Consider the following 25,517-nt stretch of genomic DNA (forward strand, 5'->3'; position numbering starts at 1 on the left):
TGGTAAAAAGGCGGGCCGCAGATCAGCGGGCCGCCTTTACAAATGCTTCAAAAAGCTGTCTCATGGCCGGATCCTGTTCCCACAGATATTCCGGGTGCCACTGGACACCGAGAAAGAATGGGTAATCTGGTTTTTCAATGGCTTCTGTAAGTCCGCCGGAGGCATGGCCGCAGGCGATAAGTCCCGGGGCAATCTTACGGCAGGCCTGATGGTGCATGCTGTTGACCTGCAGGGTTTCACCGCCGGTCAGGCGTGCCAGCAGAGTTCCGGGAACCACCTCGACTTTGTGAGATGGGATCACATAGTCAAAGGGCTGGGTATGGGCAATGGGAAAATCCTGTGGAAACTGGCTTGGAATGTCCTGATAGATATCACCACCCAGTGCTACATTCAGAAGCTGGATGCCGCGGCAGATGCCCAAAACCGGTTTGCCGGTTTTCATGACCAGTTTTAACAGGGCCATCTCCATACGGTCCCGGCGCAGGCAGACATTGCCACAGTTTTCCTGGGTTTCCTCACCGAAATAAAACGGGTGAATATCTGGCCCGCCGGTAAAGAGAAAACCATCAAAGGTGTCTACGACCTGCTGGAGGTCTTCCTCTTCCAGATCCAGTGGAAGAATCAGCGGAGTGCCGCCGACAGCGCGAATGGCTTTTAAGTAGGCCGGGCGCATATAAGGTTCGTCACGCTCAATATTGAAATAAGGGGTAAGGGCGATCAGAGGTTTTTTCTTTGTCATGGGAAAACTCCTTTCGTTGTTGTAATTGGTTCTCTGTAACTATAAGATATCCGCGTATGGCTGTTATGGCAACAAAAAATGCCTCTTCTGTACCGCAAATACAGAAGAGGCATTTGAAGAGTTGTGTTTAATTAACCCTCGTTGATAGCGCCGGTCGGGCAAACACCTGCACAGGTACCGCAGGAGATGCAAGCGTCAGCGTCGATAACGTACTGGCTGTCTCCCTGGGAAATAGCGCTTACCGGGCACTCGCTCTCGCAGGTACCGCAACTAACACAAGAATCAGAAATTACATATGCCATGATAATATCCTCCTTAAATATTCTATAATCATTTCGATAGCATCATTGTATACTAAATCGAAAAAATATTCAAGAGGAAAATATTGCACTTTTGAATAAAATAAGGTACAATACATGGTTAGCTTTGGGTAACTATTTGAAAATAATTCCTAGAAAAGAACTATGATTTAGCAAAAATGAACAAAATTATCATTATCTGTGATTCATGAATATTACTTGCGTATTTGGGTGAAAAGTATTATAGTGTAGTGTAGTATATCCAAAAAGGAGGAATTTAACATGCAGATCAGTAAAGATATGTTAATCGGCGAGCTGCTTCAGAAGAGCGATCTGATTGCCCCGATTTTAATGCGTGCAGGTATGCATTGCCTGGGCTGCCCGTCTTCTCAGGGAGAGTCTCTGGAAGAGGCATGCATGGTTCACGGCATTGACTGTGACTCACTGGTAAATGGTATCAATGAGATCCTGGCTGATAAATAAGAAGCGGAAATGCGAAAAATAAAAAAGCGAAGGCCATCGTAAGATGGTGCTTCGCTTTTTTGTTTCTGTATTCAGATCAGTGCAAGCTTCTGCAGGGCGTCTGATCCGACAATGACTTCAAAATGCTCCTGATAGTAGGCTTCGCCTGCGGCATCGGTCCGGATCTTTTCCCCGTATTCCGCAAGCAGGTTGCATACACGGCTGAAAACAACCGGGTCAGCGGACTGGCTGGAAAGAACCAGATAATACTGGCTGGTTCCGGGTTTTTTGTAAAGCCTGCTGGCTACGTTTCCCAGCGACTGTGTTGCCCTGGCCGCGTCGGAAATCTGGTCGAGGCTTCCAAAACGGTAGATGCGGGTCTGAATGGATGGAACACCGTCTGCCGGAATTTTGTCTGCGGAAGTATCCGGGGTCTGCAGTGTGGCTGTGTCGGAGGAACCGGAAGTAGCCGGCGCGTTTGCCGCGAGCATATTCTGCTTAAACAGTTCCATGAGTCCGTCAGCGCCCTCTAACAGTTCATTCGCGAGGCCGCCCCAGAGATTTTCAGCCCCATCCTCGGAAAGAGGGGAGAATTTGGAAAAGCGGGTGTCCAGTTCCTCGGGATCCTCTATCTTGGTGATGACTAACATCACGCTTTCACCGGACAGTGGAATAGCTTCCACCATCAGGGGGATATCTTCAGCGTCAAAGCCAACTTCATTGGAGGCCTTTTGAATCATCTCACGAAACAGGCTGCGGGCTTTCTCACTTCCATAAGCAAGCTCACCCAGATTTAAGTTGCGGGAACTAAGGTCAAGACTGGTCAGTGTGCACCGGATCTGGTTTTCATTGATTCGTTCAATTTTCATAAGATCACTCCTTTCAATTTGAAATTCAGGAGAAAACAGAAAAAAGAATCTGCTTTCCTACTCTAATTATAGTATATGATATGGGAAAATATCAATTCCTATGTGAAAATTTCAGGAAATGTTAAGAAGTATGTGTTACAGTTCACAGGCAGGAATTTTCTGAACTGAAAATGTCGTATGATACCATGGTGGCAGAACTGTGATTCTTACCCATTTGGCGAATTTTGTCGAACCTTGAAGATGGATATCCTTGTCAGATGGCATTATTCAGATTACAATAGCATCACAGAGACAAGTACAGGGAAGGAGGAGAAAAACAGCGGATACCATTTTATTCGGAAAGTACCGGTTGTGCCGTGTACTTGGCTGCGGCAGAAGCGGCACAGTATTTCTGGCAAGGCACATGGAGCTTGACGAATACCGCGCCATTAAAAGGGTTCCAAAGACCTTTGTTAACTACGAACTGTTTAGAAAAGAAGCGCTGATACTGAAGGGGATTCGTGACCAGGCGATACCAATCGTATATGACCTGGCAGAAGATGAGCAGTACAGCTACCTGATTGAGGAGTATCTCGAAGGAGATTCTTTATATGCCCTGATCCGTGAATCGGGACATTGTTCATCGGCAATGACGATCCGGTACGGAATTCAGATTTGCCATCTGGTACATATCATGCATTCAATAATGCCTACCCCTGTTTTATATCTTGATTTACAACCCAAAAATCTTTTACTTTATAAAAACACAATCAAGTTGATCGACTTTGATCATGCAGTTTACGCGGATGAAGCAGAACGTCTGGCAGAACGTTACGGAACGGCTGGCTACGCGGCGCCGGAACAGTATACGGGAGATGTTTTAGATGGAAGAACCGATATTTATGCCATTGGTGCTGTCCTCCATTACATGCTGACAGGACATTTCACGGGAGAACAGGTCCGGCCGGAGCAGGTGAAATTATCAGGAATAACCGAACGGCGTCTGATGCGTCTGATTCGAAAGTGTCTGCAGAAAGAGAAGGACAGACGGTTTCAGACCGCAGAGGAACTGGAAAAAGCGTTGCAAAAACTTTGGGATCAGTCAGAAAATGGTGTATTTCAACATGGTGCAAAGTGTATGGAGGAGTCTCTGGTGATTGCCGTGGCGGGCAGCCGTCACGGTGTGGGAACAACCCACATTGCTATGGGACTGGTGGCATATCTGCAAAAGTGCGGAATGTCAGCGGTTTACGAAGAATTTAATGAATCCGGCGCGGTACGCCAGCTGGCAGAGTGTCGTGGAGCCAGGGCAGATTCAAGTGGTGTGTTTCGTATCTGGAAAACGCCCATGCTTCCCTGCTATGGCGAGGCAGTGGAATGGAAACCGTCCGGATACCGGATCCGCATTCTGGACTGCGGTGCGGATCCGGACCTGCTGACGCAGGAAAACGCAGACGGATACCTGCTTATATGCGGAGGAAAACCATGGGAATGGGAAAACTCTGAAGAGGCAGCAGGGTTATGTGAATCTGTGAGGGGCCTGAGCGTCATTTATAATCTGTTTTGTGGAAGTTTGTCTTTTCGACAGAAACAGCCATGCGCAGAAGGACTGAGGATGTCGTATTTCGAGAATCCGTTTACAGGAAGCCGGGAATCGGACTGTGTGTACCGGCTTATCTGGAACCGGTGGTTTGGACAGGGAGGAGACACGTCGCGAAACGTATTTGGGGAAAGAAAAAAGAAACTCCGGTAAGCCTGTCAGGAACCCGGGTTCGTGTAATTGGCCTGACCGGCTGTGGCCGGGGAGTGGGAACCAGTCATCTGGCGGTTTCCCTGGCGAATTATCTGACGGGAGTGAAACGAAAAAAGACAGCGCTGTTAGAGTGGAACGATCACGGTGATTTTGAAAGGATAGGGCGTTTTGCCGGAAAAGAACGGCAGGAGACGGACCAGAGCCGGAATAAATGGGAAGTGTTTCGGATTATGGAAGTGGATTATTACAAAATGGCAGATCCGTCGGTGCTATCGTTTTGTCTGGGCAGAGACTATCATTACATTATTCTGGATTACGGAGAAGCAACAGAGAGCAGCCTGTGTGAGTGTGCGCGCTGTGACAGAAAAATCCTGGTGGGATCGTTAAATGAATGGAAGGCGGAAGCATTTCTGGAAGTGCTGGAGCAGGCGGGAAACAGGGATGAAAGCTGGAAAATGGCTGTTGCTTCGGGCGGAGAAGATACCAGAAGAGAAATAGAAAAGCTGTTTCATTGCAGACTGCAGAGACTTCCGGCTTCAGCAGATGCATTTCGCATTACCAGAGAAGAAATACCGTGCTTTGAGGACTTATTGTTCACGCGGCGGGGGCCGGGCAAAATGCAATAAGGACTGGAGAATCGGTAAAAATGCGGGCGGCACCGTATTTTATACAAGTGGAAGAAAATGACTGCGGTTCACTGTGCCTGAACTGCAGCAGAAAATGTGTCACGCAAAACCTTCTGGAAATAACGGATGCCGTTTTGCAGAAAAGAGGTATGATATGACCGTACAGGAGAATGAAAAAAGCGAAGGAAAACAGGTTTACGTGGAAGGCCTGAAGCGCTACCAGAAACGTGGAATCCGCGTTCTGATCGACGGAGTGGATGCCAGCGACGCAACGTGGGAAAAGCTGTTTGAGGTTCGTGAGGACGGCAGTTTCTATATGGGGGATTATATTCTGGAGGATATTCCGCAGGAAGATCCTCAGGGCGAGGGGGTGAATGAAGAAGCAGAAGACTATATGAAAGCCAGACGGTTAAAAGAAATCCACTTTGATATTGTGTATCACAGATAAAGAAAAAAGAGAATCCCCGATTCAGCCCGGGAAAAGAAAAAAGATCAGGAAAATTTAAGAGAAGCCGTGTCAGATTTATGCTATACTGGGAGATAAGAATACCAGTAAGGAGATACGGCAGATGAAAAGATTTCTGACAACAGTACTGACTGTGATACTGACAATCGTGCTTGCTGCGGGGGCAGCGGCGGGATTTATTTTATACCGGAAGTACAAACCATCAAAAGAGCAGGTGGATCAGAGTGAGTGGTATCAGGCCAGCGGGAACGAGGTTGCAGTCTTTCTGAACAGTGAACGGGAAGAGAGCGTGAAAGGCCGGTATATAGACGGCCAGGTTTATCTGCCAGTCAACTGGGTTGACGAGGCAGTTAATGAGCGGTTCTACTGGGATGAGGAAAACAGCCAGCTGATCTACACACTGCCGGACCAGATCGTGTATGCAAATGAAGAAACCATGGGAAGCAGCGGAAAGCCGCTGCTGGTACAGCAGGACGGAACTGTGTGGCTGCTTTCCAGTCTGGTGAGTACCTATACCAATGTGCGCATTGAGGCCTTTGATACGGACGGGGTACACAGAGTTTTTGTAGATACCACATGGGAACCACAGCAGCTTGCAAAGGTGAAGAAGAACACCGCGCTGCGAATCCGGGGAGGGGTAAAGAGTGCCCTGATCACAGAAGTTTTGTCCGGGACAGAGGTGACCGTCCTGGAGCAGCTGGAAAACTGGAGCCGGGTACGGACGGAGGATGGCCAGGTCGGGTATCTGCCGAACCGGCGTTTGAAGGAAACGGAAGCAAGAACTCTGGTCAGCACATTTCAGGAGCCGGAATACACCAGTATCTCTATGGACGAGCCAGTGGTGCTGGTATGGCATCAGGTGACAAACCTTTCCGCAAACCAGGCAATGCAGACCCTGATATCTGCCACAAAGGGCGTGAATGTGATCGCGCCGACCTGGTTCATGCTGACGGACAACAATGGAAATTACGAGTCCCTTGCGGATAAGAATTATGTAGATCAGGCTCATGCATTGGGCATGCAGGTATGGGCCGTGCTGGATAATTTCAACAAAGGAGACAATGTACAGTCAGAGGTTCTGTTTGCCAGTACGGCGGCCAGAAAGAAGCTGATCGCCTCTCTGATGAAGGATGCCCGGACCTACGGATTTGACGGCATCAACCTGGATGTGGAGGGAATCAAGGCTTCCGCGGGACCTCATTATGTACAGTTTATCCGGGAACTTTCTGTGGACTGCAGAAAGGCAGGCCTGGTCTTATCCATTGATTCCTATGTGCCGTCTTCTTATTCCGCGTTTTACAACTGGGCAGAGCAGGGACGCGTGGCGGATTATGTGGTCATGATGGGGTATGACGAGCATTTCGCAGGCGGAGAGGCCGGTTCGGTCGCGTCCATCGGCTATGAGAGACAGGGCATTACGAATCTGTTAAAGCAGGTACCGAAGGAAAAACTGATCAGCGCAATTCCGTTTTATACCCGTATCTGGAAAGAGGATGCGTTGGGAACCAGTTCCCAGTCCGTGGGAATCTCCAGTGCCAAAGAATGGGTAGAAACCAATCAGGTGGAACTGTACTGGCAGGACGACCTTGGCCAGTATTACGGAGAACTGGAGAAAGACGGAGTGAACTACGAAATCTGGATGGAAGAGGAGCGTTCCCTGGAACTGAAGATGCAGCTGATTCGGGACAATGGCCTGGCGGGTGTTGCCTGCTGGCGCCTTGGCCTGGAACCAGCAGATGTCTGGGATATCGTGAAACTGCCGTAGTTCTGCTTTTAAACGCGAGATGGTTTGGAAAGGGTGATGGATATGAAAAAGAGACTGGGAGGCAGAAGGCAGATTTTATCTGCCTTTCTGCCTGTTCTGGCTGCAGCGGCGCTGCTTAGTGGATGTCAGAGGGAAAATCCGGCGGCTGTGACGGAAGTATCGGAAGAAAGCCAGGAAGAAAGCAGGGAAACGGAACAGAACAGTGAGGCCGGAACAGATGCGTCCGCAGCCGAAACTTCTTCCGGTGATGAAAAGGGGGAAGACCTGAAGCATCAGGAAAAAACGCAGGAGACAGAAATTGTGGAAGATTCCGGACCGCTTCCGAAGGCAGAAGACGGCGGATGGGTGGAAAATATCATGCTGGGTACGGATATCCATTACTTTTCTGATTCCCTGACCGATGGCGGGCCGTGCTTTCAGGAAATGGTAGAGTATGGTGACGGCAAGGTAGTAACGTATATTGACCAGATCACCGATGCGTTTCTGGATGAGGTGGTGAAGCTGCGGCCGGATGCACTGGTTTTAAGCGGAGATCTGACATTAAACGGCGAGAAGGCCAGCCATAAGGATCTGGCGGAAAAGCTTCACCGGGTGGAGAATAACGGAATTCCGGTTCTTGTTATTCCGGGAAACCATGATATCAATAACCGCCAGGCGGCGCGCTACGAGGGAGAGGAAAGACTTCCGGCAGAGTATACGACCCCGGAGGAATTCAGGCAGATTTACCAGGCCTTTGGCTATGATGAAGCGGCCAGTGAGGATCCGAACAGTTTGAGTTATCTGTATGAGCTGGATGAAAACACCTGGCTCCTCATGATTGACAGCTGCCAGTACAGTCCGGTGAATAAGGTTGGCGGAGCTATTTCCGAGGCAACCTATGAATGGATCGAACAGCAGTTAGAAGCAGCCTGGGATGCCGGTGTGGAGATCATTCCCATTGCCCATCATAACCTGCTGGATGAGAGCGAGATCTATGTAGATGAATGTACCATTGAACACAGTGAACAGTTTGTGGATCTTCTGGAAACATGGGATGTACCGCTGTTTTTAAGCGGACATCTGCATGTGCAGCACTGTAAACGGTCCGATGAAAACCGTGGAGTATGGGAGATGGTAACTGCGTCACTGGCAACGCCATCCTGCAAGTACGCGATCCTGACCTACCGGGATGACCGGAGTTTTCTTTATCGGACCAGATCTCTGGATGTGGAAGCGTGGGCGAAGAAAAACGGACAGACAGAGCCGGAGCTTCTGGATTTCAAGGAATTTCAGACCCCGTTTTTGCGGCGGGTTTTCTATAACCAGGCAGTGGCGGCACTGAGGGAAGTGCCAGAGGTTTCAGACAGTGAGCGGGAGCAGATGGCTCAGCTGTATTCCCTGTTAAAATACCATTATTATCAGGGAACGGCGTATCAGGTACAGGATCAGGTTCGGAATGATCCGGCTTACGCGCTCTGGCAGGACGCAGGCATGGCAACCCAGCAGGGCGACTATTTCCAGTATATTCTGGAAGACGGCGTTCGGAATTATAACCGGCTGGAAGTGGAATAAATATTGTCTGCTGTCAGGCTGCTTTATGATAAATGAAAAGACGATGTTTTTTTCGAAGCTCCGGAATCATATATTTTACAGGAAAAGTGGAATCTGGAGCGGTAAGGTGAAAAAAGATGGATGGATCTGGCACAATTGGCAGACAGAAGCAGAAAAACAGAAGGAAGAAGGCCGGAGAATACCAGAACTTCTGATGGCAGTCATGCTCCTCGTAGCCGTATTTCTGGTATCCCGGCAGGCGGGACTAATGGTGTCCGGGCAGGCAGTGATGGCGAAGAGCCGCCCTCCGGTTGTTGTCTTAGATGCCGGTCATGGCGGTTTCGATCCGGGCAAGATTGGTGTGGATGGAAGCCTGGAAAAAGAGATTAACCTGCAGATCGCGAAACGGCTGAAGGCGTATCTGGAAGCGGAGGGTGTGGAAGTATGTATGACCAGGGAAGATGACCGGGGTCTTTATACGGAACGTGACAGCAGCAAAAAAATGGCGGACATGAAAAACCGCTGCAAAAAGATCACGGAAGCGGATCCGGATCTGGTGGTGAGCATTCATCAGAACAGCTATCATCAGGAACCTATATCCGGCGGCCAGGTCTTTTATTACAAAACATCCGAAAGAGGAAAGCGCCTCGCAGAAATTCTGCAGAGGCGCTTTGATTATGTATTAGGGGAGAGGAATACCAGACAGGCAAAGCCCAATGGAAATTACTATCTTCTTTTACATGTAAAACAGCCAATCGTGATTGTAGAATGCGGTTTTTTATCCAACTGGAAGGAGGCAGCCGATCTGAATGCGGAGGAATATCAGGACCGGCTGGCCTGGACACTTCATATGGGAATTATGGAATTCCTGAATGGAGAGAAATCTGCTTGATTTTTGTAAAGAGATGTACTATAGTTAAGTCAACGATAAGTTCTTCGGGGCGGGGCGCAATTCCCCACCGGCGGTTACAGTCCGCGACCTGCTTTTCAGCAGCTGATTTGGTGAGATTCCAAAACCGACAGTATAGTCTGGATGAGAGAAGAAATTGTGTGAAGACTTTCGCGGAGCCTCCGTGAGAGCGGCATGAATGACTGAACACCCCCGGATAGAGATATCCGGGGGATTTTTGTTTTATTTCCACTCCTCTGCCACACACGATTCCTCTGAATGATGAACTTAAATACAAAATTTCAGGAGGAAAAGACATGAAAGAAAAACTGCTTACAACAAAAAATGTGGTATTGATGGGAATGTTCGGCGCACTGGCCGGTGTGCTGATGCTCTTTGAATTTCCGCTTCCGTTTCTGGCACCGAGCTTTTACGGACTGGATGTCAGCGAGGTTCCGGTGCTGATCGGTACCTTTGCTATGGGACCGGTGGCCGGAGCTATTATGGAAGTAGTAAAGATTCTGGTAAAGCTGGTATTAAAGCCGACCAGCACCGGATTTGTAGGTGAGTTCGCGAACCTGGTTATTTCCTGCTCCATGGTCATTCCGGCAGGACTGATCTATAAGATCTCTCATACCCGCAAAGGCGCTATGACCGGTCTGGTTGTGGGAACGGTTTTAATGGCAGCAGTCGGCGTGGTAGCCAATGCACTGGTGATGCTTCCGTTCTACTCCAACTTTATGCCGATGGAGACCATTCTGGCAGCAGGTGCTGCTATCAACCCGGCAGTGGGAAGTGTATGGACCTTCGCATTCTTCTGTGTAGGACCGTTCAACCTGGTAAAGGGTATTGTGGTATCTGTGGTTACCTCTCTGGTTTACAAGCGCGTCAGCGTTCTGATCCACAGTGTGGGAACCCATCAGAAAACCGCAAAGAACAGCAAACGTGTCAACGCCTAGAGCAGTGTGTGAATGGGAATGATTTTTGACACAGAGTTTATTCTGACGCCCCGCGGTGTGCCTTGCACCGCAGGGCGTCTTGTGTTATGATAAGGCAGAATCATTGTACCGATAAAAGCGCAATTGCAAAGAAGGTAAACCTATGAATACAAAACTGGTAAAAATAGAAGATACAAAACAGATTAAAGATGAGGAACTGGCAGAGGCAGCGCAGATTTTACGTGATGGCGGCCTGGTGGCGTTTCCGACGGAAACGGTGTACGGCCTTGGTGCCAACGCGTTGGATGAGGCTGCGGCCAAGAAGATTTACGCAGCGAAAGGCCGCCCGTCCGACAATCCGCTGATTGCGCACATCTCCTGTCTGGAGGAGTTAAAGCCGCTGGTGGCATATATTCCGGAAGCTGGAAGAAAACTGGCGGAAGCATACTGGCCGGGCCCGCTCACCATGGTATTTCCAAAGAGTGATATTGTGCCTTATGGAACGACTGGTGGTCTGGATACGGTGGCAGTCCGTATGCCAAGCGACCCGGTGGCAAACCGGCTCATTAAGCTGGCGGGAGTTCCGGTGGCAGCGCCGAGCGCCAACACCTCCGGGCGTCCAAGCCCGACCACGGCCCAGCATGTATGGCAGGATATGGAAGGCAAAATTGAGATGATCCTGGACGGCGGTCCGGTGGGGATCGGTGTGGAGTCCACCATTGTGGATGTCTCTGGCGATGTTCCGACTCTGCTCCGTCCGGGTGCCATTACCATGGAGATGCTGCGGGAGACCGTTGGCAGAGTGGAGATTGATCCGGCGATTCAGGCGCCACCGAGCGCAGACCTGCGGCCAAAGGCACCGGGCATGAAATACCGCCATTATGCGCCCCATGCGGACCTGCAGCTGGTAGAAGGCGAGACAGATAAGGTGGTGGAAACCATCAATGCGCTGGTGAAAGAAAAACTGGCAGAGGGCAAAAAGGTTGGCGTGATCTGTACCGATGAAACAAAAGACCGTTTCCCGCAGGGAGAAGTCCGCAGCGTGGGACTTCGGGCAAAGGAGGAAACCATTGCCCATAACCTGTTTGCCGTGTTGAGAGAGTTTGACGATCTGGATGTGGACTGCATTTATTCAGAAAGCTTTTCCAAAGATCACCTGGGACAGGCTATCATGAACCGGCTGACGAAAGCGGCAGGCTATCATGTGCTGAAGGTGTGAAACGGCAGGGATAGAAGCAAAAGACTGGTTTGACCGTGCTTCAGGCCAGACCAGAATAGAAGGTGTGTGGGTAGACAGAGGACAAACGGCAAAAGAAAAAGAGATGGGAGGAAGCGTGCTATGAGCAATTCCAAGAAACGTACAGATTATATTTCCTGGGACGAATATTTTATGGGTGTGGCGGACTTATCCGGCCGCCGTTCCAAGGATCCGAACACCCAGGTGGGTGCCTGTATTGTCAGCGAGGACAACAAGATCATGTCCATGGGATACAATGGATTTCCGAAGGGCTGTTCCGATGACGAATTTCCCTGGGGACGTGAGCAGGAGGCGGATGATCCGTACAGCACAAAATATCTGTATGTGACCCACAGTGAGCTGAATGCCATCTTAAATTACCGGGGCGGAAGCCTGGAGGGCAGTAAGATTTATGTAACCCTTTTTCCCTGCAATGAGTGCGCGAAAGCCATTATTCAGGCGGGAATTAAGACCATTATTTATAAGGAAGATAAATATCCGGATTCTCCGTCCGTGCGGGCTTCCAAACGCATGCTGAACGCGGCAGGCGTGCGGTATTACCAGTACGACCAGACCGGAAGAAAGATTGAGATTGACGTATAGGATATGAAGTTTTTACTCACGGCGATCAATGCCAAATACATTCACTCCAACCCGGGAGTGTACAGTTTAAAAATGTTTGCCGAGTCCCAGGGCGCGGCAGAACCGGTGCAGGGAGACCAGAATCTGCGGGAGGATGGTCTCCCTTGTGCGCTCTTTGCAGAGAGGGAACATGCGGACAGCGGTGCTGCAGAGATTTCGATAACCGGGCAGCAGGATGAACCGGGCTGTAGCATGCAGGTGGAAATTGCAGAGTACACCATCAACAACCAGATGGAACTGATTCTGGAGGATATTTACCGGAGAAAGCCGGACATGGTGGGAATTTCCTGCTATATCTGGAATATTGCCTATGCGCTGGATCTGGTGCGGGACATTCACAAGGTGCTGCCGGAGGCCGATATCTGGCTGGGCGGCCCGGAGGTTTCCTATGACGCGCCGGAGCTTCTTTCAAGGGAGACGGAGGTGTTCGGCGTCATGAAGGGCGAAGGCGAGGAGATGTTCGCTGCCCTTCTGGAATGTTACCGGACGCTGGGATGCACGGTGCGGAGCCTAAAACAGATGCATAGCCTGGGGTGGAACGAGCAGAAGAACATGGGAACTGAGACCGTGGCAGATTCCGGCCGGATGCCGGAATTGCAGAACTGGCCAGAGGCTGCATGGGTATCAGCCTTCTGGCATCGCATGTCCCAGGTTGCAGGCCTGACCTACCACGGTGAGGATGGAACCATCTGTGACCAGCCCATCCGTCCGGTCATGGACATGAGTCGGATTCCGTTTCTGTATCCGAGCTTAAAAGGGTTTGAGAACCGCATCGTTTACTACGAGAGCAGCCGCGGCTGTCCGTTTTCCTGCAGTTACTGCCTGTCCTCCATCGACAAGTCCGTTCGGTTCCGGGATCTGAAGCTGGTGCTGCCGGAGCTGGATTTCTTTCTGGAAAAACGAGTACCTCAGGTGAAGTTCGTAGACCGGACCTTTAATGCGAAAAAGAGTCATGCCATGGCAATCTGGAAGCATATTCTGGAACATGACAATGGGGTGACCAACTTCCATTTTGAGATTACGGCAGATCTGCTGGATGAAGAAGAGCTGGAGCTGATCAGCCGCATGCGGCCGGGACTGATCCAGCTGGAGATTGGCGTGCAGAGTACCAACCCGGATACGATCCGGGCAATCCGGCGGAAAATGGATCTGAAACGGCTTCGTTATGTGGTAGAGCGGATCAATGCCGGAAAGAATGTACATCAGCATCTGGATCTGATCGCGGGGCTTCCGTTTGAAGATTACGAGTCCTTTGAACGGTCCTTCAATGAGGTCTATTCCATGGAGCCGGAGCAGTTTCAGCTCGGATTCCTGAAAGTATTAAAGGGTTCCTACATGTATGAGAAGGTGCAGGAGTATGATTTACAGTACCGGGGAAAGGCACCGTATGAGGTCCTGTCGACAAAGTGGTTGCCGTACAGCGATGTGCTCCGCTTAAAAGGTGTGGAGGATATGGTGGAGGTCTACTACAACAGCCGCCAGTTCCTGCGGACCTTAAAGCTGTTTGAACAGGAGTTTGACGGTGCGTTTGCCATGTATGAGTATATGGCGCGGTATTACGATGAGCGGAACCTGACGGGCCTGAACCATAGCCGGCTGGCCCGCTATGAAATTTTCCATGACCTGATCAGCCAGAAAGTGGAGTCCGAACGGATGGGACAGTTCGAGGATGCTCTGATGTGTGATCTGTATCTGCGGGAAAACGCAAAGAGCCGCCCGTCCTTTGCTTTGCCGCAGGCCCCTTATAAAGAAGAAATCCGTGGACTGGTTCCGGAACTGCGGACCCTGGGAACCCAGGTACATGCAGAGGTGCTGCGGTCTGGAGAGATTCTGCTGTTTGATTACCGGGAGAAAGACCGGCTGAACCATAACGCGAACGTGACAGTGCTGGGGAGAACGGAAGTATGATGAATGAGCAGAATACAGCAACAGAAGAACATGGGCCTGCCCGGAAAATCGCAGTGCAGGAAGCTGCAAAGCAGGATGTGCAGATCTCAAACAGCTATATTGCATTGGATTTAGAAACCACCGGCCTGAATCCCAAACAGGACAAGATCATCGAAATCGGCGCAGTGCGCGTGGAAAACGGACAGGAAACCGGCCGCTTCCACACCATGCTGAATCCGCACCGGGAGCTGGAGGAGCGGATTACGGAGCTGACCGGCATCAGCGGGGATATGTTGAAAGACGCGCCGGATATTGTGGATATCCTTGAGGAATTTCTTACTTTCTGTGGAGAACTTCCGCTGCTCGGACATCACGTTATTTTCGATTACAGCTTTGTCAAACGGGCTGCCGTGAATCAGAGGATGTCGTTTGAAAAAACTGGCATTGACACCCTGACAATCTGCCGCCGTTTTATGCCGGCGGAGGAGAGCAAGCGCCTTGGCGCGGCCTGTGCCTTTTACGGACTTCAGCAGGAGAGTGCCCACCGGGCGCTGGGCGATGCGCTTGACGCCCACCGGCTCTATCAGAAGCTGGTGGAAGAACACGGGGCAGAAGTTCCGGAGGTCTTCGCCGCGAAGCCGCTGATCTACAAGGTAAAACGGGAACAGCCGGCTTCCAAAAAGCAAAAAGAGGACTTGCGGTATTTACTAAAATATCATAAAATAGATTTACCTGTGCAGATTGACTATCTGAGCAGGAATGAGATCTCCCGTATCACCGATAAGATCATATCCCAGTACGGAAGAATTCGGTAATTCAGTACAGTAAAAACATGGATCTGCCCGCAGAAATAAACGGCGGGCAATCTTTTTAGAATTTAAGAAGAGGTGAATTTTATTATGATGAACATGCATAACAATAAAAAAGCCCGCATTATCATGGGCGTTGTGATCGTAATCCTGATCGTGGCTATGGTAGCTCCGATGGCATTATCTGTCATGATGTAAAACGTCCTGGAACACAGGCAAAAGCGCGCGGACACAGCGTTGCAGCAGAATGCAGACAAAGGGAGACAATGATGAAAAAGTGGAGTGCGCTGGGAGGCCTGGCCTTTGCAGCAATACTTGGAAGTGTGTTTGCATTTCCGGCTTACGCGAAAGAAAAAACCTTTCCGGAGGGCATTTACGCAGGTGATTTTGCGCTGGGCGGACTGACAAAGGAGCAGGCAGAGGAGAAATTTGCGTCCTATGTTTCTGCTCTGGAAGAACGCAGCATAACGCTTGATGTAGTGGGAAACAAAGTAGAGACTACAGCCAAAGATCTTGGCTATGCGTGCGCAAACACGGACGCGCTGCAGGAGGCGGAGGAGTATGCCGCAGGCGGCTGCCTGATCCGCCAGTACATGGAGCGCAAGGATCTGGAAAAAGAACCGGTGCACATTTCTCTGGAAGCCGGAGTCGATGAGACGGTGGTTCAGGCCTTTGTGGAAGAACAGTGTTCCGGCCTGCCGGGCGAGCCGCAGGATGCGGCCATCACCCGTGTAAACGGAAAGTTTGAGATTACACCGGAGCAGAGTGGTATGGCGGTAGATGTAAAGGCCACCATAGACGCGTTAAACAAGGCGCTGGAAAAGGAAAACGGTGCAGCAGTTTCTGTGGATGCGGTCGTAAGTGAGCAGCAGCCGAAGATCAAAAAAGCAGATCTGGAGTCTATTTCCGATGTGTTGGGTACCTGTACCACGGCCTATGCCAGCAGCGGGGCATCCCGTTCCGGCAATATCGCGAATGGCGTATCCAAGATCAATGGCCATGTGCTGATGCCGGGGGAGACGTTATCCGGTTATGAGTGCATGCATCCGTTTACCATTGAGAATGGTTACTTTACGGCAGCGGCTTACGAGAACGGGCAGGTCGTAGACAGTGTGGGCGGCGGCGTGTGCCAGATCGCCACAACGCTGTACGATGCGTCACTGGCGGCAGAGCTGGAGATTACCCAGCGGCAGAATCATTCCATGATCGTTACCTATGTAAAGCCATCCATGGATGCGGCCATTGCCGGTACTTATAAAGATATTAAGATTACCAATAATTACAGCACCCCGATTTACATTGAGGGAACCACGGCGGGCAAGACCCTGACCTTTACGATTTATGGCAAGGAGACCCGTCCGGCAAACCGGAAGGTGGAATACATTTCTGAGACCTTAAGCAAGACGGATCCGGGCGAGCCGCAGCGCAAGGTGGACAATTCCTTAAAGCCGGGCCAGACCAAACAGGTCCAGTCCGCGCATATCGGTTATAAGTCCAGACTCTGGAAAGTGGTAACAGTAGACGGCGTGGAGAAAGAGCGCACCATTCTGCATACGGATACTTACAATCCGTCCAAGGCGATTGTTCTGGTAGGTCCGGCAGCCCCGGCGCAGCCAGCTGCTCCGGCAGCGGGCCAGATTCCGGCACAACCGTCGGAGACCGCACCGGAACAGGCAGCACCGGCAGAGACTGCCGCACCGCAGCCGTCCCAGAGCCAGGTAGTTGGTCCTGGCGTGGTGAGCCAGCCGTCAGAGAGTTCCTCCGGCGGTCCGGGATCCGCACCGGCAGAAGCACCAGCTCCGGTGACGGATGGTCCTGGGGAGCAGTAAAAGAGCGCAAGTTTGGAACAAGTGCGGCAGTAGAAGCGGTCAGATGTGCCTGCGGGCACAGGAATCCGCGGTGAAAGGTTTGAAATCATATGATGCGAAGGATTGAGCGCGAGAACACGGGCCTTCTGCATGCCGGACAGGATCTGGTGGTGGCGGGCTATGCGGGACTCGCGGGAACGGTGAAACTGGCGGAGGCAGAGAAAGAAAAACTGTCCCGCTGGTTTTCCAATGAATATATGGAAGAGATTGCAGGCTGCAGCCGGTATCTTTTGCGGGAAGCCGCGGGAGATGGGAGGCAGGCTGCGGTGCCTGGAACACAGACAGCATTACAGGACGCAGAGAATCCTGCAGAGGATGCGCCGCTTTGCGCGATAAGTCCGGAGTTCTGGCGTGCCTGCGGCGCCGCCGAGTGGGAACCGGCGGGCGAGGGTGGCATCTTAACTGCCATCTGGAACCTGACCGGCGCTTATGAGACCGGCGTGGAATTTTATCTGCGCCAGATTCCCATGCGTCAGGAGACGGTGGAGGTCTGTGAGCGGCTGGAGCTAAATCCGTACCGCCTTTACAGCCAGGGCTGTGTGCTTTTAACTGCAGACAACGGCGGGCAGCTTGTCCGCACACTGGCAGAAAAAAATATTCCGGCCCAGGTCATCGGCCGGGTCAAGAAAGGCATTGCACGGGAAATGATCGTGCAGGAGGGCCGGGGCTTTCTGGAGCGTCCGCAGCCCGATGAAATAACGAAAGTGATTCCTGATTTTTTCGCCTGAAAAAATCGAGATTCCACATATATACAACTATACAAGGAGGCAATCAAAACATGAGAGAGAAAATTTTGGCGGTAATCGAAAAGAACAGCAGAATCGATATCCATGACCTGGCGATTCTTTTAGGGGAGAGCGAAGTCGCGGTCGCCAATGAGATTGCCGAGATGGAGAAAGAACACATTATCTGTGGTTATCACACCCTGATCAACTGGGACAACACCAGCGAGGAAAAAGTGGTTGCGCTGATCGAGGTAAAAGTAACTCCCCAGCGCGGCATGGGCTTTGACAAGATCGCGGAGCGCATTTACCAGTACAGCGAGGTCAATGCCGTGTACTTAATGTCCGGCGCGTTCGATTTCACCGTATTTATCGAGGGCAAGACTATGCGCCAGGTAGCGCAGTTTGTTTCCGACAAGCTGGCTCCGCTGGATTCCGTTTTAAGCACTGCAACCCATTTTGTACTGAAAAAATATAAGGACCACGGAACCGTTCTCTGCGATGAGGTCCAGGATGAAAGGATGCTGATTACACCGTGAGAAACCCGTTAAATGAAAAGATCGTTTCCATCCCGCCGTCCGGGATCCGGAAGTTTTTTGATATTGTAAGTGAGATGAAGGATGCGATTTCCCTTGGTGTGGGCGAGCCGGATTTTGATACGCCTTGGCATATCCGTGAGGAAGGCATCTATTCCCTGGAAAAGGGACGTACCTTTTACACTTCCAACGCAGGTTTAAAAGATCTGAAAATCGAGATTCACAACTATCTGGAGCGCCGCTGCAACGTCTGCTATGACCCGGACCATGAGATTATGGTGACGGTAGGTGGCAGTGAGGCCATTGACGCGGCTATGCGCGCCATGATCGACCCGGGGGATGAAGTGCTGATCCCGCAGCCGAGCTATGTTTCCTACACTCCGTGCTGTGTGCTGGCAGACGGTGTTCCGGTGCCGATTGAGCTGGAGGAGAAAGACCGCTTCCGCTTAACCCCGGAGAAATTACTGGAAAAGATTACCCCGAAGACCAAGATCCTGGTGCTGCCGTTCCCGAACAACCCGACCGGTGCCATTATGGAGCGGGAAGACCTGGAAAAAATTGCGGAGATCGTTATCGAGAAAGACCTGTTTGTGATTTCCGATGAGATCTATTCGGAGCTGACCTACGCGAAGGAAGACCATGTGACCATCGCATCGCTGCCGGGCATGAAGGAGCGTACCGTTCTGATCAACGGTTTCTCCAAGGCCTTTGCCATGACCGGATGGCGTCTGGGCTATGCCTGCGCGCCGGAGATCATCTTAAAACAGATGTTAAAGATTCATCAGTATGCCATCATGTGCGCACCGACCACCAGCCAGTACGCTGCAGTGGAGGCTTTGCGCAACGGTGATGAAGATGTGAAGCATATGCGCGAGTCCTATGACCAGCGGCGCCGCTTCCTGCTGAATGCGTTCCAGGAGATGAATCTGGACTGCTTTGAACCCCAGGGCGCATTCTACATGTTCCCAAGCATCAAGCGGTTTGGCATGACCTCCGAGGAGTTTGCCACCCGCCTGCTGCGGGAAGAGAAGGTAGCCGTGGTACCGGGAACTGCCTTTGGTGACTGCGGAGAAGGATTCCTGCGTGTGTCCTATGCCTATTCCTTAAAGAGTCTGAAGGAGGCGTTAAGCCGCATCAAACGGTTTGTGGACCGCCTGGACGGAAAAACGGAGTAAAGAAGATGAACATTGTATTATTTGAGCCGGAAATGCCGATGAATACCGGCAATATCGGCCGGACCTGTGTAGCCACCAACACCCGCCTGCACCTGATTGAGCCTTTGGGTTTTAAGCTGAATGAAAAGGCGGTAAAGCGCGCCGGACTTGACTACTGGGACAAGCTGGATGTCACCGTATATTCGGACTTTCAGGATTTCCTGGACCGCAACCCGGGGGCGAAGATCTATATGGCCACCACCAAGGCACCGAAAACCTACACCGATGTGGAGTACGAGCCGGACTGCTACATTATGTTTGGCAAGGAGAGTGCCGGAATCCCGGAAGAGATTCTGGTGGAGCACAAGGAAAACTGCGTGCGCATTCCCATGTGGGGTGATATCCGTTCTTTAAATCTTTCCAATTCCGTGGCCATTGTGCTGTATGAGGCACTGCGCCAGAATGGATTTGAGAAGATGAACATGGAAGGGCATCTGCACCGGCTGCACTGGAAAGATGAAGTGTAAAAGTGAAAATAGAAGTAAAGAGAAGGCGTCTGTCAGCGACAGACGCTTTCTCTTTTTTAATATAGATAAATAATGCACAAAAAGATAATATAAAAAACAAATTTATTATACAAAGTTCAGAATTACAAAAGAAAAGTCAGAAATACAAATGGAAAAACGCACAAAGACATCATATAATAAGAGTATCTTAAGGGAAAAACTTATAGTTCACGCAACACGCGGACTGTAACGCGGCGCAGTTGCTCATTCGCTCACAGCAGGCCATCCCGGAGAACGTAATATAAGAACGTGAATCTAATTAGGACGTGAAAAGGAGAGAGGATTATGAAGAAACGTTGGTTAGCAGCATCACTGGCAGCACTTATGGCACTGAGTATGACCGCATGCGGCGGCGGAAAGGCAGCAGAGACCACTGCAGCGCCGGCAGAGACCAAGGCCGAAGAGACGAAAGCAGAAGAATCCAAGGCTGAGGACACTTCCAAAGAGGAAAAAGCAGACAAGGCTCCGGAAGATTACACCGGCACCGTAGTTGTATATTCCCCGCATGATGCAGATCCGCTGAATGCAGGCGTAAACCTCTTCATGGAGAAATATCCGAACATTAAGGTTGAGGTAGTAGCAGCCGGAACCGGTGAGCTTTGTAACCGAATCGCAGCAGAGTCCGCAAACCCGATCGCAGATGTCCTGTGGGGCGGCGGTGCAGACTCCCTGGCAGCATTCAAAGAGTACTTCCAGCCGTATGTATGTGCAAACGATGAGTTCATCGGCGATGCATACAAAGACCCGGATGGCCTGTGGATCGGCGAGAGCCCGCTTCCGATGGTTATCTTCTATAACAAAGACTTAATTGAGAAAGATGGTTTAACCATTCCGGAGTCCTGGGAAGACTTAACCAAACCGGAGTGGAAGGGCAAAATTGCTTACTGCCTGCCGTCTAAATCTGGTTCCGCATACACCCAGCTGTGTACTATGATTCTTGGCCACGGCGGCAAGGAAGATGGCTGGGATTTCATCAAGAAACTGTATGATAACCTGGATGGCAAGATCGTTGACTCCTCCGGTAAGTGCCACAAGATGGTAGCTGACGGTGAGTTCTATGTAGGTATCACCATTGAGAAATCCGCAATCAAATACGCAGACGATCCGTCCGTTGGATTTGTATATCCGAAGGATGGCACCAGCGCAGTTCCGGATGGTGTCGCACTGGTTAAGGGATGCCCGAACGAAGAGAACGCAAAACTGTTCATCGATTTCGTTACTTCGAAAGAATGCCAGACTGAGCAGAGCCAGAACTGGGGACGCCGTCCGGTTCGCAGCGATATGGAAGTTGGCGAAGGCATGGCAAAACTGGAAGACCTTGTTTTAGTGGATTATGACTTTGACTGGGCAGCAAATGAGAAGGAAGCCAATATCGAGCACTTCAACGATATCATGGTAGATTAATTTTGAGAGCGAACTACAAAAATGAATCGTAAGATACAACAAGTAAATAACTGAGCGAACCGGAAAGACTGCCTTGCCCCAAGCGGGCGGGCAGCCTTTTCGGTTCTGACGGAATGGAGGAATGAATATGAGTCATGCAGTGATCATAAAAAAAGCCGTAAAAAAATACGGGAACTTTACAGCCTTAAACGGAGTAGATCTGGAAATTCAGCCGGGCGAGTTCTTTACCCTGCTGGGTCCGTCCGGCTGCGGCAAGACGACCCTGCTCCGCATGATCGCGGGCTTTAACAGCGTGGATGGCGGTGAAATCTGTTTCGATGACAAGGTCATCAACAACCTGGAAGCCCACAAGCGTGACATCGGCATGGTATTCCAGAACTACGCCATCTTTCCGCATCTGACAGTGGCCGAGAACGTGGCGTATGGATTGAAAGCGAAAAAGTGCCCGAAGGATCAGATCCCGGGTAAGGTAGAGGAGGCACTGGAACTGGTTCAGATCGGCCAGTTAAAGGACAGAAAGCCGAACGAGCTTTCCGGCGGCCAGCAGCAACGCGTGGCACTGGCGCGAGCTTTCGTTATTGAGCCGGGAGTTCTTTTGATGGATGAGCCGCTTTCCAACCTGGACGCAAAGCTTCGTGTGCAGATGAGAACTGCCATCAAGAAATTGCAGAGAAGACTCGGCATTACCACCATTTACGTTACCCATGATCAGGAAGAGGCGCTGGCGATTTCTGACCGCATCGCCGTCATGAAAGAGGGCAACATCATGCAGGTGGGAACTCCGGAGGCCATTTACAAGAAACCGGAGAATACCTTTGTAGCCGGATTCATTGGAGTCTCCAATTTCGTTGAGTGTGAGGTGGATGGCAAAAATCCGGAGGCAGCAGTCTTAAACATCAAGGACGAGTGCAGCATTACCTGCAAACTGAAAAAACCGTTCTCCGGCAAGGGCATCATCTCCGCAAGACCGGAGCAGCTGTTTTTTGATGAGAGCAATGGACTTCCGGGTAAAATCGTGATGTCCACCTTCCTGGGAGATTTCATTGAGTATGAGATTGAGTTGAACAATGGTCAGACCTTACAGCTGAACGAGTACACCAAGGATGTGCAGACAGTCCGCCCGGACGGAGAGAATGTAAAGGTTAACTTTGACATCAACGCGGTAGGCGTATACGATGCGGCAACCCAGGAGGTGATTTCATGGTAACATCCCGGAAAAAACTGGACTTCTGGTTCTGGGTCAAGGTGGTAGTCATCGGCTTTATGCTGATCTTCTTAATCTACCCGTTCTGCACCCTGATCACCCGAAGCTTCTTCTCCAACAAAACTGCCGGATTCACCTTTGAAAACTACATCCGGTTCTTCACGAAGAAGTATTATTACTCAGCATTGGGACGAAGCCTGTTTGTATCCATCGTGACCACCTGTACGACCCTGTTAGTAGGTGTTCCGATCGCGTACATTATGTCCCGCTATAATGTGTTTGGCAAAAACTTCATTCACATTTTTATCATCATGAGTCTGATGAGCCCGCCGTTCATCGGCGCCTACAGCTGGATCATGCTGTTTGGCCGCGCAGGTTTTGTGACAAAGCTGTTTGCCAATATCGGCATTCATCTGCCGAGTATTTACGGAAAGCTGGGCATTATCCTGGTATTTACGTTTAAGCTGTTCCCCTATGTGTACCTGTATACATCGGGGGCCATGGGAAGCATCGATTCCAGCATTGAGGAAGCGGCAGAGAACCTGGGCAGCAACAAGCTGCGCCGCCTTTTAACCATCACCCTTCCGGTGGTGGCTCCGTCCATCGCGGCAGGCGCCATCATGGTATTCATGACCAGCCTGGCAGACTTCGGTACCCCGATGCTGATCGGTGAAGGCTACATGGTTCTTCCGGTTCTGGTATACAACGAGTACATGAGTGAGATCGGCGGCAACGCCCATCTGGCAAGTGCTCTTTCTGTAGTCGTAGTGCTTTGTTCCACCACGGTGCTTCTGGTGCAGAAATATTTTGTGAGCCGCAAAAACTATGTAATGACTGCCATGCGCCCGCCGAAGGAAGAAGTCCTTCACGGTGGTAAACGTTTTCTGGTTACTCTGCCGGTGATGCTGGTTACCCTGATCGGCATTATGCCGCAGATCGTGGTCATTGTCAGCAGCTTTATCAAGTGTGACTTTACCGGGTTCCAGAAGGGCTTCAGTCTGGACAGCTATGTGACGATCTTCAACCGCCTGTGGACCAATATCCGCAACACCTTCGTATTTTCCTCCATCGCGATCGTGTTCATTATCATCCTGGGCATGCTGATCTCTTACATCGTTGTGCGCCAGAAAGGCCTGGCAGGCCAGCTGATGGATCTTCTGATCATGTTCCCGTTCGTTATTCCGGGCGCTGTTCTTGGTATCAGCTTAATCGTTGCCTTCAATAAGCAGCCGGTAATCCTGACCGGTACCGCTATGATCATGATTATTGCGTTTATCGTCCGCAAGCTGCCTTACACGGTTCGCTCCGGCAGTGCGTTCCTGCAGCAGATGGATGTGAGCGTGGAGGAGGCCTCCATCAGCCTGGGCGTATCCCCAATGAAGACCTTTGTAAACGTGACCACAAGACTGATGGCACCGGGCGTTCTCTCCGGCGCGATCTTAAGCTGGATCACCTGTATCAATGAGCTGTCATCCAGCGTTATGCTGTACGGCGGCAAGACCAGTACGATTTCTGTTGCAATCTATACCGAGGTGGTACGAAACAGCTTTGGTACCGCGGCAGCCCTGGCGTCCATTCTGACCGTCAGCACCGTAATTTCCCTGCTGATTTTCCTGAAAGTCAGCAAGGGCAGGGTATCGGTTGTCTGATCTTGAAACAGCTACAGCGTTCGGCGGTCTGAGAGGCCGCCGGAGCTCTTTCAAAAGAGAGGTGTGGTTATGATAAAATTTGGCACTGGTGGCTGGAGAGCCATCATTGGCGAAGAGTTTACCAAAGAAAACATTCAGAAGCTTGCGCTGGCTATGTCCTTAAAAATCAAGGCAGAGCATGTGGAGAACAAGCCGGTGGTGATCGGTTATGACCGGCGTTTCCTCTCCAAGGAGGCTGTCATCTGGTCCTGCGAGATCTTCGGGCAGCAGGGAATTAAGGTGCTGTTTGTGGACCGCAGCTCCCCGACTCCGCTCATCATGTTCTATGTGATGAAGCACGATTTAAGCTACGGCATGATGGTAACGGCCAGCCACAACCCGGCCATCTACAACGGCATTAAGCTATTTACCAAAGGCGGCCGCGATGCGGATGAGCATCAGACCGCGGACATTGAACGCTATTTGGAGCAGGCAGACAAGCTCTACGTGCCGGATCCGGAGGAGAACGGGCAGATGCCGCCGCACGCCTACCAGGAGCTGGTAAAGAACGGTCAGGTAGTGGAGATGAATCCCATGAATGAATATCTGGACAACATTATCTCCCTCATCAATCTGGATGCCATCCGGGAGCGGGACCTGCGCATTGCCATCGACCCCATGTACGGCGTGAGCCTGACAGCGCTCTGCACTATCCTTTCCATTGCCCGGTGTACGGTGGAGACCATCAATTCCCAGCATGATACATTGTTTGGCGGCAAGATGCCTGCACCGACAGAGAACACGCTGCGCAACCTGCAGAACTATGTGCTGGACCGCTACTGCGATATCGGTATTGCCACCGATGGCGATGCGGACCGTCTGGGCGTTATCGATGATAAGGGTCATTACCTTCACGCAAACACCATTCTGGTGATGCTGTACTACTACCTGTTAAAATACCGCGGCTGGCGCGGGCCGGCGGTGCGCAACCTGTCTACGACTCATGTGCTGGACAAGGTGGCAGAGAGCTTCGGTCAGAAATGTTATGAGGTGCCGGTGGGCTTTAAGTACATTTCTGCAAAAATGCAGGAGACAGATGCCATCATCGGCGGTGAATCCTCCGGAGGTCTGACAGTGAAAGGCCATATCCACGGCAAGGATGGCATTTACGCGGCATCCCTTCTGGTGGAGATGATGGCCGTCAGCGGCAAGAAGCTTTCCGAGATTGCCGAGGACATCCGCAAAGAGTACGGCGAGATCCATATGGAAGAACGCGCGTACCGCTTCACGGCAGAGGAAAAAGAGCGCATCCATAAGACCCTGATGATGGACCAGGCATTGCCGAAGATTCCGTTTGAGATTGACCATATTTCTTATATGGACGGCTGTAAGGTCTATTTAAAGAACGGCGGCTGGGTCAGCGCCCGATTCTCCGGAACGGAGCCGCTGCTCCGCATCTTCTGTGAGATGCAGACGGAGCATGAGGCTGTGATGCTCTGCGAATTATTTGAAAAATTCCTGGGGCTGTAAATGTCCTGTAAAATC

24 protein-coding genes and 1 riboswitch are annotated in these 25,517 nt (G+C 51.0%); of the genes, 21 read left to right on the top strand and 3 right to left on the bottom strand.

The genetic code is table 11. From position 1 onward, the window contains the following. Positions 1 to 22: 22 nt before the first annotated feature. Positions 23 to 739 carry a gamma-glutamyl-gamma-aminobutyrate hydrolase family protein gene (locus WMO41_RS12370; protein WP_349230015.1) on the bottom strand — a complete coding sequence of 239 codons (717 nt, stop codon included), beginning with the start codon at positions 737 to 739 and terminating at the stop codon, positions 23 to 25. Between the two features lie 131 nt (positions 740 to 870). Next, a complete protein-coding gene (fdxA, locus tag WMO41_RS12375) occupies positions 871 to 1,041 on the bottom strand; it encodes a 4Fe-4S ferredoxin (RefSeq protein ID WP_118534155.1) in 171 nt (56 codons plus the stop codon). Positions 1,042 to 1,320: 279 nt separating this feature from the next. Between fdxA and WMO41_RS12380 the strand changes: the two genes are divergently transcribed. Continuing rightward, positions 1,321 to 1,521: a DUF1858 domain-containing protein gene (locus tag WMO41_RS12380; RefSeq protein WP_118534156.1), complete on the top strand. Its 201-nt coding sequence runs from the start codon at positions 1,321 to 1,323 to the stop codon at positions 1,519 to 1,521. A 71-nt stretch (positions 1,522 to 1,592) separates the two neighbouring features. Here WMO41_RS12380 and WMO41_RS12385 read toward each other — a convergent pair whose 3' ends face one another. Further along, positions 1,593 to 2,369 (bottom strand): adaptor protein MecA, encoded by a 777-nt coding sequence (locus WMO41_RS12385; RefSeq protein ID WP_349230016.1) that lies wholly within the window; start codon positions 2,367 to 2,369, stop codon positions 1,593 to 1,595. Between the two features lie 349 nt (positions 2,370 to 2,718). Here WMO41_RS12385 and WMO41_RS12390 point away from each other — a divergent pair, with 349 nt between their 5' ends. The 20 genes from WMO41_RS12390 (at position 2,719) to WMO41_RS12485 (ending at position 25,502) form a co-directional block, all read left to right on the top strand. Further along, on the top strand, positions 2,719 to 4,101 hold the full coding sequence (locus tag WMO41_RS12390) for a serine/threonine protein kinase (protein WP_349230045.1): 1,383 nt from the start codon (positions 2,719 to 2,721) through the stop codon (positions 4,099 to 4,101). A gap of 53 nt (positions 4,102 to 4,154) precedes the next feature. Further along, positions 4,155 to 4,727, top strand: coding sequence for a hypothetical protein (locus WMO41_RS12395; RefSeq protein WP_177291274.1), 573 nt, complete (start codon positions 4,155 to 4,157; stop codon positions 4,725 to 4,727). Between the two features lie 154 nt (positions 4,728 to 4,881). Further along, complete coding sequence (locus tag WMO41_RS12400; protein WP_177291275.1) at positions 4,882 to 5,175, top strand: hypothetical protein; 294 nt, start codon at positions 4,882 to 4,884, stop codon at positions 5,173 to 5,175. Positions 5,176 to 5,296: 121 nt separating this feature from the next. Further along, entirely contained in the window at positions 5,297 to 6,958 is a 1,662-nt protein-coding gene (locus tag WMO41_RS12405) for a glycosyl hydrolase family 18 protein (RefSeq protein ID WP_349230017.1), read from the top strand. A 42-nt stretch (positions 6,959 to 7,000) separates the two neighbouring features. Further along, a complete protein-coding gene (locus tag WMO41_RS12410; RefSeq protein WP_349230018.1) occupies positions 7,001 to 8,509 on the top strand; it encodes a metallophosphoesterase in 1,509 nt (502 codons plus the stop codon). Between the two features lie 193 nt (positions 8,510 to 8,702). Then, positions 8,703 to 9,380: an N-acetylmuramoyl-L-alanine amidase gene (locus WMO41_RS12415; RefSeq protein WP_494338464.1), complete on the top strand. Its 678-nt coding sequence runs from the start codon at positions 8,703 to 8,705 to the stop codon at positions 9,378 to 9,380. Positions 9,381 to 9,416: 36 nt separating this feature from the next. Beyond that, positions 9,417 to 9,537, top strand: a riboswitch (FMN riboswitch). A 157-nt stretch (positions 9,538 to 9,694) separates the two neighbouring features. After that, positions 9,695 to 10,336 (top strand): ECF transporter S component, encoded by a 642-nt coding sequence (locus WMO41_RS12420; protein ID WP_349230020.1) that lies wholly within the window; start codon positions 9,695 to 9,697, stop codon positions 10,334 to 10,336. A gap of 142 nt (positions 10,337 to 10,478) precedes the next feature. Beyond that, positions 10,479 to 11,534 carry an L-threonylcarbamoyladenylate synthase gene (locus tag WMO41_RS12425; protein ID WP_349230021.1) on the top strand — a complete coding sequence of 352 codons (1,056 nt, stop codon included), beginning with the start codon at positions 10,479 to 10,481 and terminating at the stop codon, positions 11,532 to 11,534. A gap of 120 nt (positions 11,535 to 11,654) precedes the next feature. Continuing rightward, positions 11,655 to 12,155, top strand: coding sequence for a deaminase (locus tag WMO41_RS12430; protein ID WP_177291280.1), 501 nt, complete (start codon positions 11,655 to 11,657; stop codon positions 12,153 to 12,155). A 3-nt stretch (positions 12,156 to 12,158) separates the two neighbouring features. Then, positions 12,159 to 14,102: a B12-binding domain-containing radical SAM protein gene (locus WMO41_RS12435; RefSeq protein ID WP_349230022.1), complete on the top strand. Its 1,944-nt coding sequence runs from the start codon at positions 12,159 to 12,161 to the stop codon at positions 14,100 to 14,102. Positions 14,103 to 14,185: 83 nt separating this feature from the next. Next, positions 14,186 to 14,896, top strand: coding sequence for a 3'-5' exonuclease (locus WMO41_RS12440; protein ID WP_494338465.1), 711 nt, complete (start codon positions 14,186 to 14,188; stop codon positions 14,894 to 14,896). Between the two features lie 263 nt (positions 14,897 to 15,159). Then, the gene (locus tag WMO41_RS12445; protein ID WP_494338466.1) at positions 15,160 to 16,719 is read left to right on the top strand and encodes a VanW family protein; all 1,560 of its coding nucleotides are present in this window, start codon (positions 15,160 to 15,162) and stop codon (positions 16,717 to 16,719) included. Between the two features lie 89 nt (positions 16,720 to 16,808). After that, the gene (locus WMO41_RS12450; protein ID WP_349230025.1) at positions 16,809 to 17,486 is read left to right on the top strand and encodes an AIR synthase-related protein; all 678 of its coding nucleotides are present in this window, start codon (positions 16,809 to 16,811) and stop codon (positions 17,484 to 17,486) included. Positions 17,487 to 17,536: 50 nt separating this feature from the next. Further along, entirely contained in the window at positions 17,537 to 18,019 is a 483-nt protein-coding gene (locus WMO41_RS12455) for an Lrp/AsnC family transcriptional regulator (protein ID WP_118531135.1), read from the top strand. After that, on the top strand, positions 18,016 to 19,191 hold the full coding sequence (locus tag WMO41_RS12460; protein WP_349230026.1) for an aminotransferase class I/II-fold pyridoxal phosphate-dependent enzyme: 1,176 nt from the start codon (positions 18,016 to 18,018) through the stop codon (positions 19,189 to 19,191). Before WMO41_RS12455 ends, WMO41_RS12460 begins: the two co-directional genes overlap by 4 nt. Positions 19,192 to 19,196: 5 nt before the next feature. Then, the gene (locus WMO41_RS12465; RefSeq protein WP_118543875.1) at positions 19,197 to 19,697 is read left to right on the top strand and encodes a tRNA (cytidine(34)-2'-O)-methyltransferase; all 501 of its coding nucleotides are present in this window, start codon (positions 19,197 to 19,199) and stop codon (positions 19,695 to 19,697) included. A gap of 324 nt (positions 19,698 to 20,021) precedes the next feature. Next, positions 20,022 to 21,140, top strand: coding sequence for an ABC transporter substrate-binding protein (locus WMO41_RS12470; protein ID WP_349230027.1), 1,119 nt, complete (start codon positions 20,022 to 20,024; stop codon positions 21,138 to 21,140). 127 nt (positions 21,141 to 21,267) lie between these two features. Then, positions 21,268 to 22,347, top strand: a complete 1,080-nt coding sequence (locus tag WMO41_RS12475) for an ABC transporter ATP-binding protein (protein WP_349230028.1) — start codon at positions 21,268 to 21,270, stop codon at positions 22,345 to 22,347. Continuing rightward, positions 22,341 to 23,993 carry an ABC transporter permease gene (locus tag WMO41_RS12480; RefSeq protein WP_349230029.1) on the top strand — a complete coding sequence of 551 codons (1,653 nt, stop codon included), beginning with the start codon at positions 22,341 to 22,343 and terminating at the stop codon, positions 23,991 to 23,993. Before WMO41_RS12475 ends, WMO41_RS12480 begins: the two co-directional genes overlap by 7 nt. A gap of 69 nt (positions 23,994 to 24,062) precedes the next feature. Beyond that, positions 24,063 to 25,502 carry a phosphoglucomutase/phosphomannomutase family protein gene (locus WMO41_RS12485; protein WP_349230030.1) on the top strand — a complete coding sequence of 480 codons (1,440 nt, stop codon included), beginning with the start codon at positions 24,063 to 24,065 and terminating at the stop codon, positions 25,500 to 25,502. Positions 25,503 to 25,517 lie beyond the last annotated feature (15 nt).

Origin of the sequence: Ventrimonas faecis, from assembly GCF_040096075.1 — a bacterium.
Taxonomy (GTDB): domain Bacteria; phylum Bacillota; class Clostridia; order Lachnospirales; family Lachnospiraceae; genus Brotaphodocola; species Brotaphodocola faecis.

Excerpts from the sequence above, each read along its gene's own strand:
- WMO41_RS12370 (WP_349230015.1), bottom strand. The coding sequence starts at position 739 with ATGACAAAGAAAAAACCTCTGATCGCCCTTACCCCTTATTTCAATATT.
- fdxA (WP_118534155.1), bottom strand. The coding sequence starts at position 1,041 with ATGGCATATGTAATTTCTGATTCTTGTGTTAGTTGCGGTACCTGCGAG.
- WMO41_RS12380 (WP_118534156.1), top strand. The coding sequence starts at position 1,321 with ATGCAGATCAGTAAAGATATGTTAATCGGCGAGCTGCTTCAGAAGAGC.
- WMO41_RS12385 (WP_349230016.1), bottom strand. The coding sequence starts at position 2,369 with ATGAAAATTGAACGAATCAATGAAAACCAGATCCGGTGCACACTGACC.
- WMO41_RS12400 (WP_177291275.1), top strand. The coding sequence starts at position 4,882 with ATGACCGTACAGGAGAATGAAAAAAGCGAAGGAAAACAGGTTTACGTG.
- WMO41_RS12405 (WP_349230017.1), top strand. The coding sequence starts at position 5,297 with ATGAAAAGATTTCTGACAACAGTACTGACTGTGATACTGACAATCGTG.
- WMO41_RS12410 (WP_349230018.1), top strand. The coding sequence starts at position 7,001 with ATGAAAAAGAGACTGGGAGGCAGAAGGCAGATTTTATCTGCCTTTCTG.
- WMO41_RS12415 (WP_494338464.1), top strand. The coding sequence starts at position 8,703 with ATGGCAGTCATGCTCCTCGTAGCCGTATTTCTGGTATCCCGGCAGGCG.
- WMO41_RS12420 (WP_349230020.1), top strand. The coding sequence starts at position 9,695 with ATGAAAGAAAAACTGCTTACAACAAAAAATGTGGTATTGATGGGAATG.
- WMO41_RS12425 (WP_349230021.1), top strand. The coding sequence starts at position 10,479 with ATGAATACAAAACTGGTAAAAATAGAAGATACAAAACAGATTAAAGAT.
- WMO41_RS12430 (WP_177291280.1), top strand. The coding sequence starts at position 11,655 with ATGAGCAATTCCAAGAAACGTACAGATTATATTTCCTGGGACGAATAT.
- WMO41_RS12435 (WP_349230022.1), top strand. The coding sequence starts at position 12,159 with ATGAAGTTTTTACTCACGGCGATCAATGCCAAATACATTCACTCCAAC.
- WMO41_RS12445 (WP_494338466.1), top strand. The coding sequence starts at position 15,160 with ATGAAAAAGTGGAGTGCGCTGGGAGGCCTGGCCTTTGCAGCAATACTT.
- WMO41_RS12450 (WP_349230025.1), top strand. The coding sequence starts at position 16,809 with ATGATGCGAAGGATTGAGCGCGAGAACACGGGCCTTCTGCATGCCGGA.
- WMO41_RS12455 (WP_118531135.1), top strand. The coding sequence starts at position 17,537 with ATGAGAGAGAAAATTTTGGCGGTAATCGAAAAGAACAGCAGAATCGAT.
- WMO41_RS12465 (WP_118543875.1), top strand. The coding sequence starts at position 19,197 with ATGAACATTGTATTATTTGAGCCGGAAATGCCGATGAATACCGGCAAT.
- WMO41_RS12470 (WP_349230027.1), top strand. The coding sequence starts at position 20,022 with ATGAAGAAACGTTGGTTAGCAGCATCACTGGCAGCACTTATGGCACTG.
- WMO41_RS12475 (WP_349230028.1), top strand. The coding sequence starts at position 21,268 with ATGAGTCATGCAGTGATCATAAAAAAAGCCGTAAAAAAATACGGGAAC.
- WMO41_RS12480 (WP_349230029.1), top strand. The coding sequence starts at position 22,341 with ATGGTAACATCCCGGAAAAAACTGGACTTCTGGTTCTGGGTCAAGGTG.
- WMO41_RS12485 (WP_349230030.1), top strand. The coding sequence starts at position 24,063 with ATGATAAAATTTGGCACTGGTGGCTGGAGAGCCATCATTGGCGAAGAG.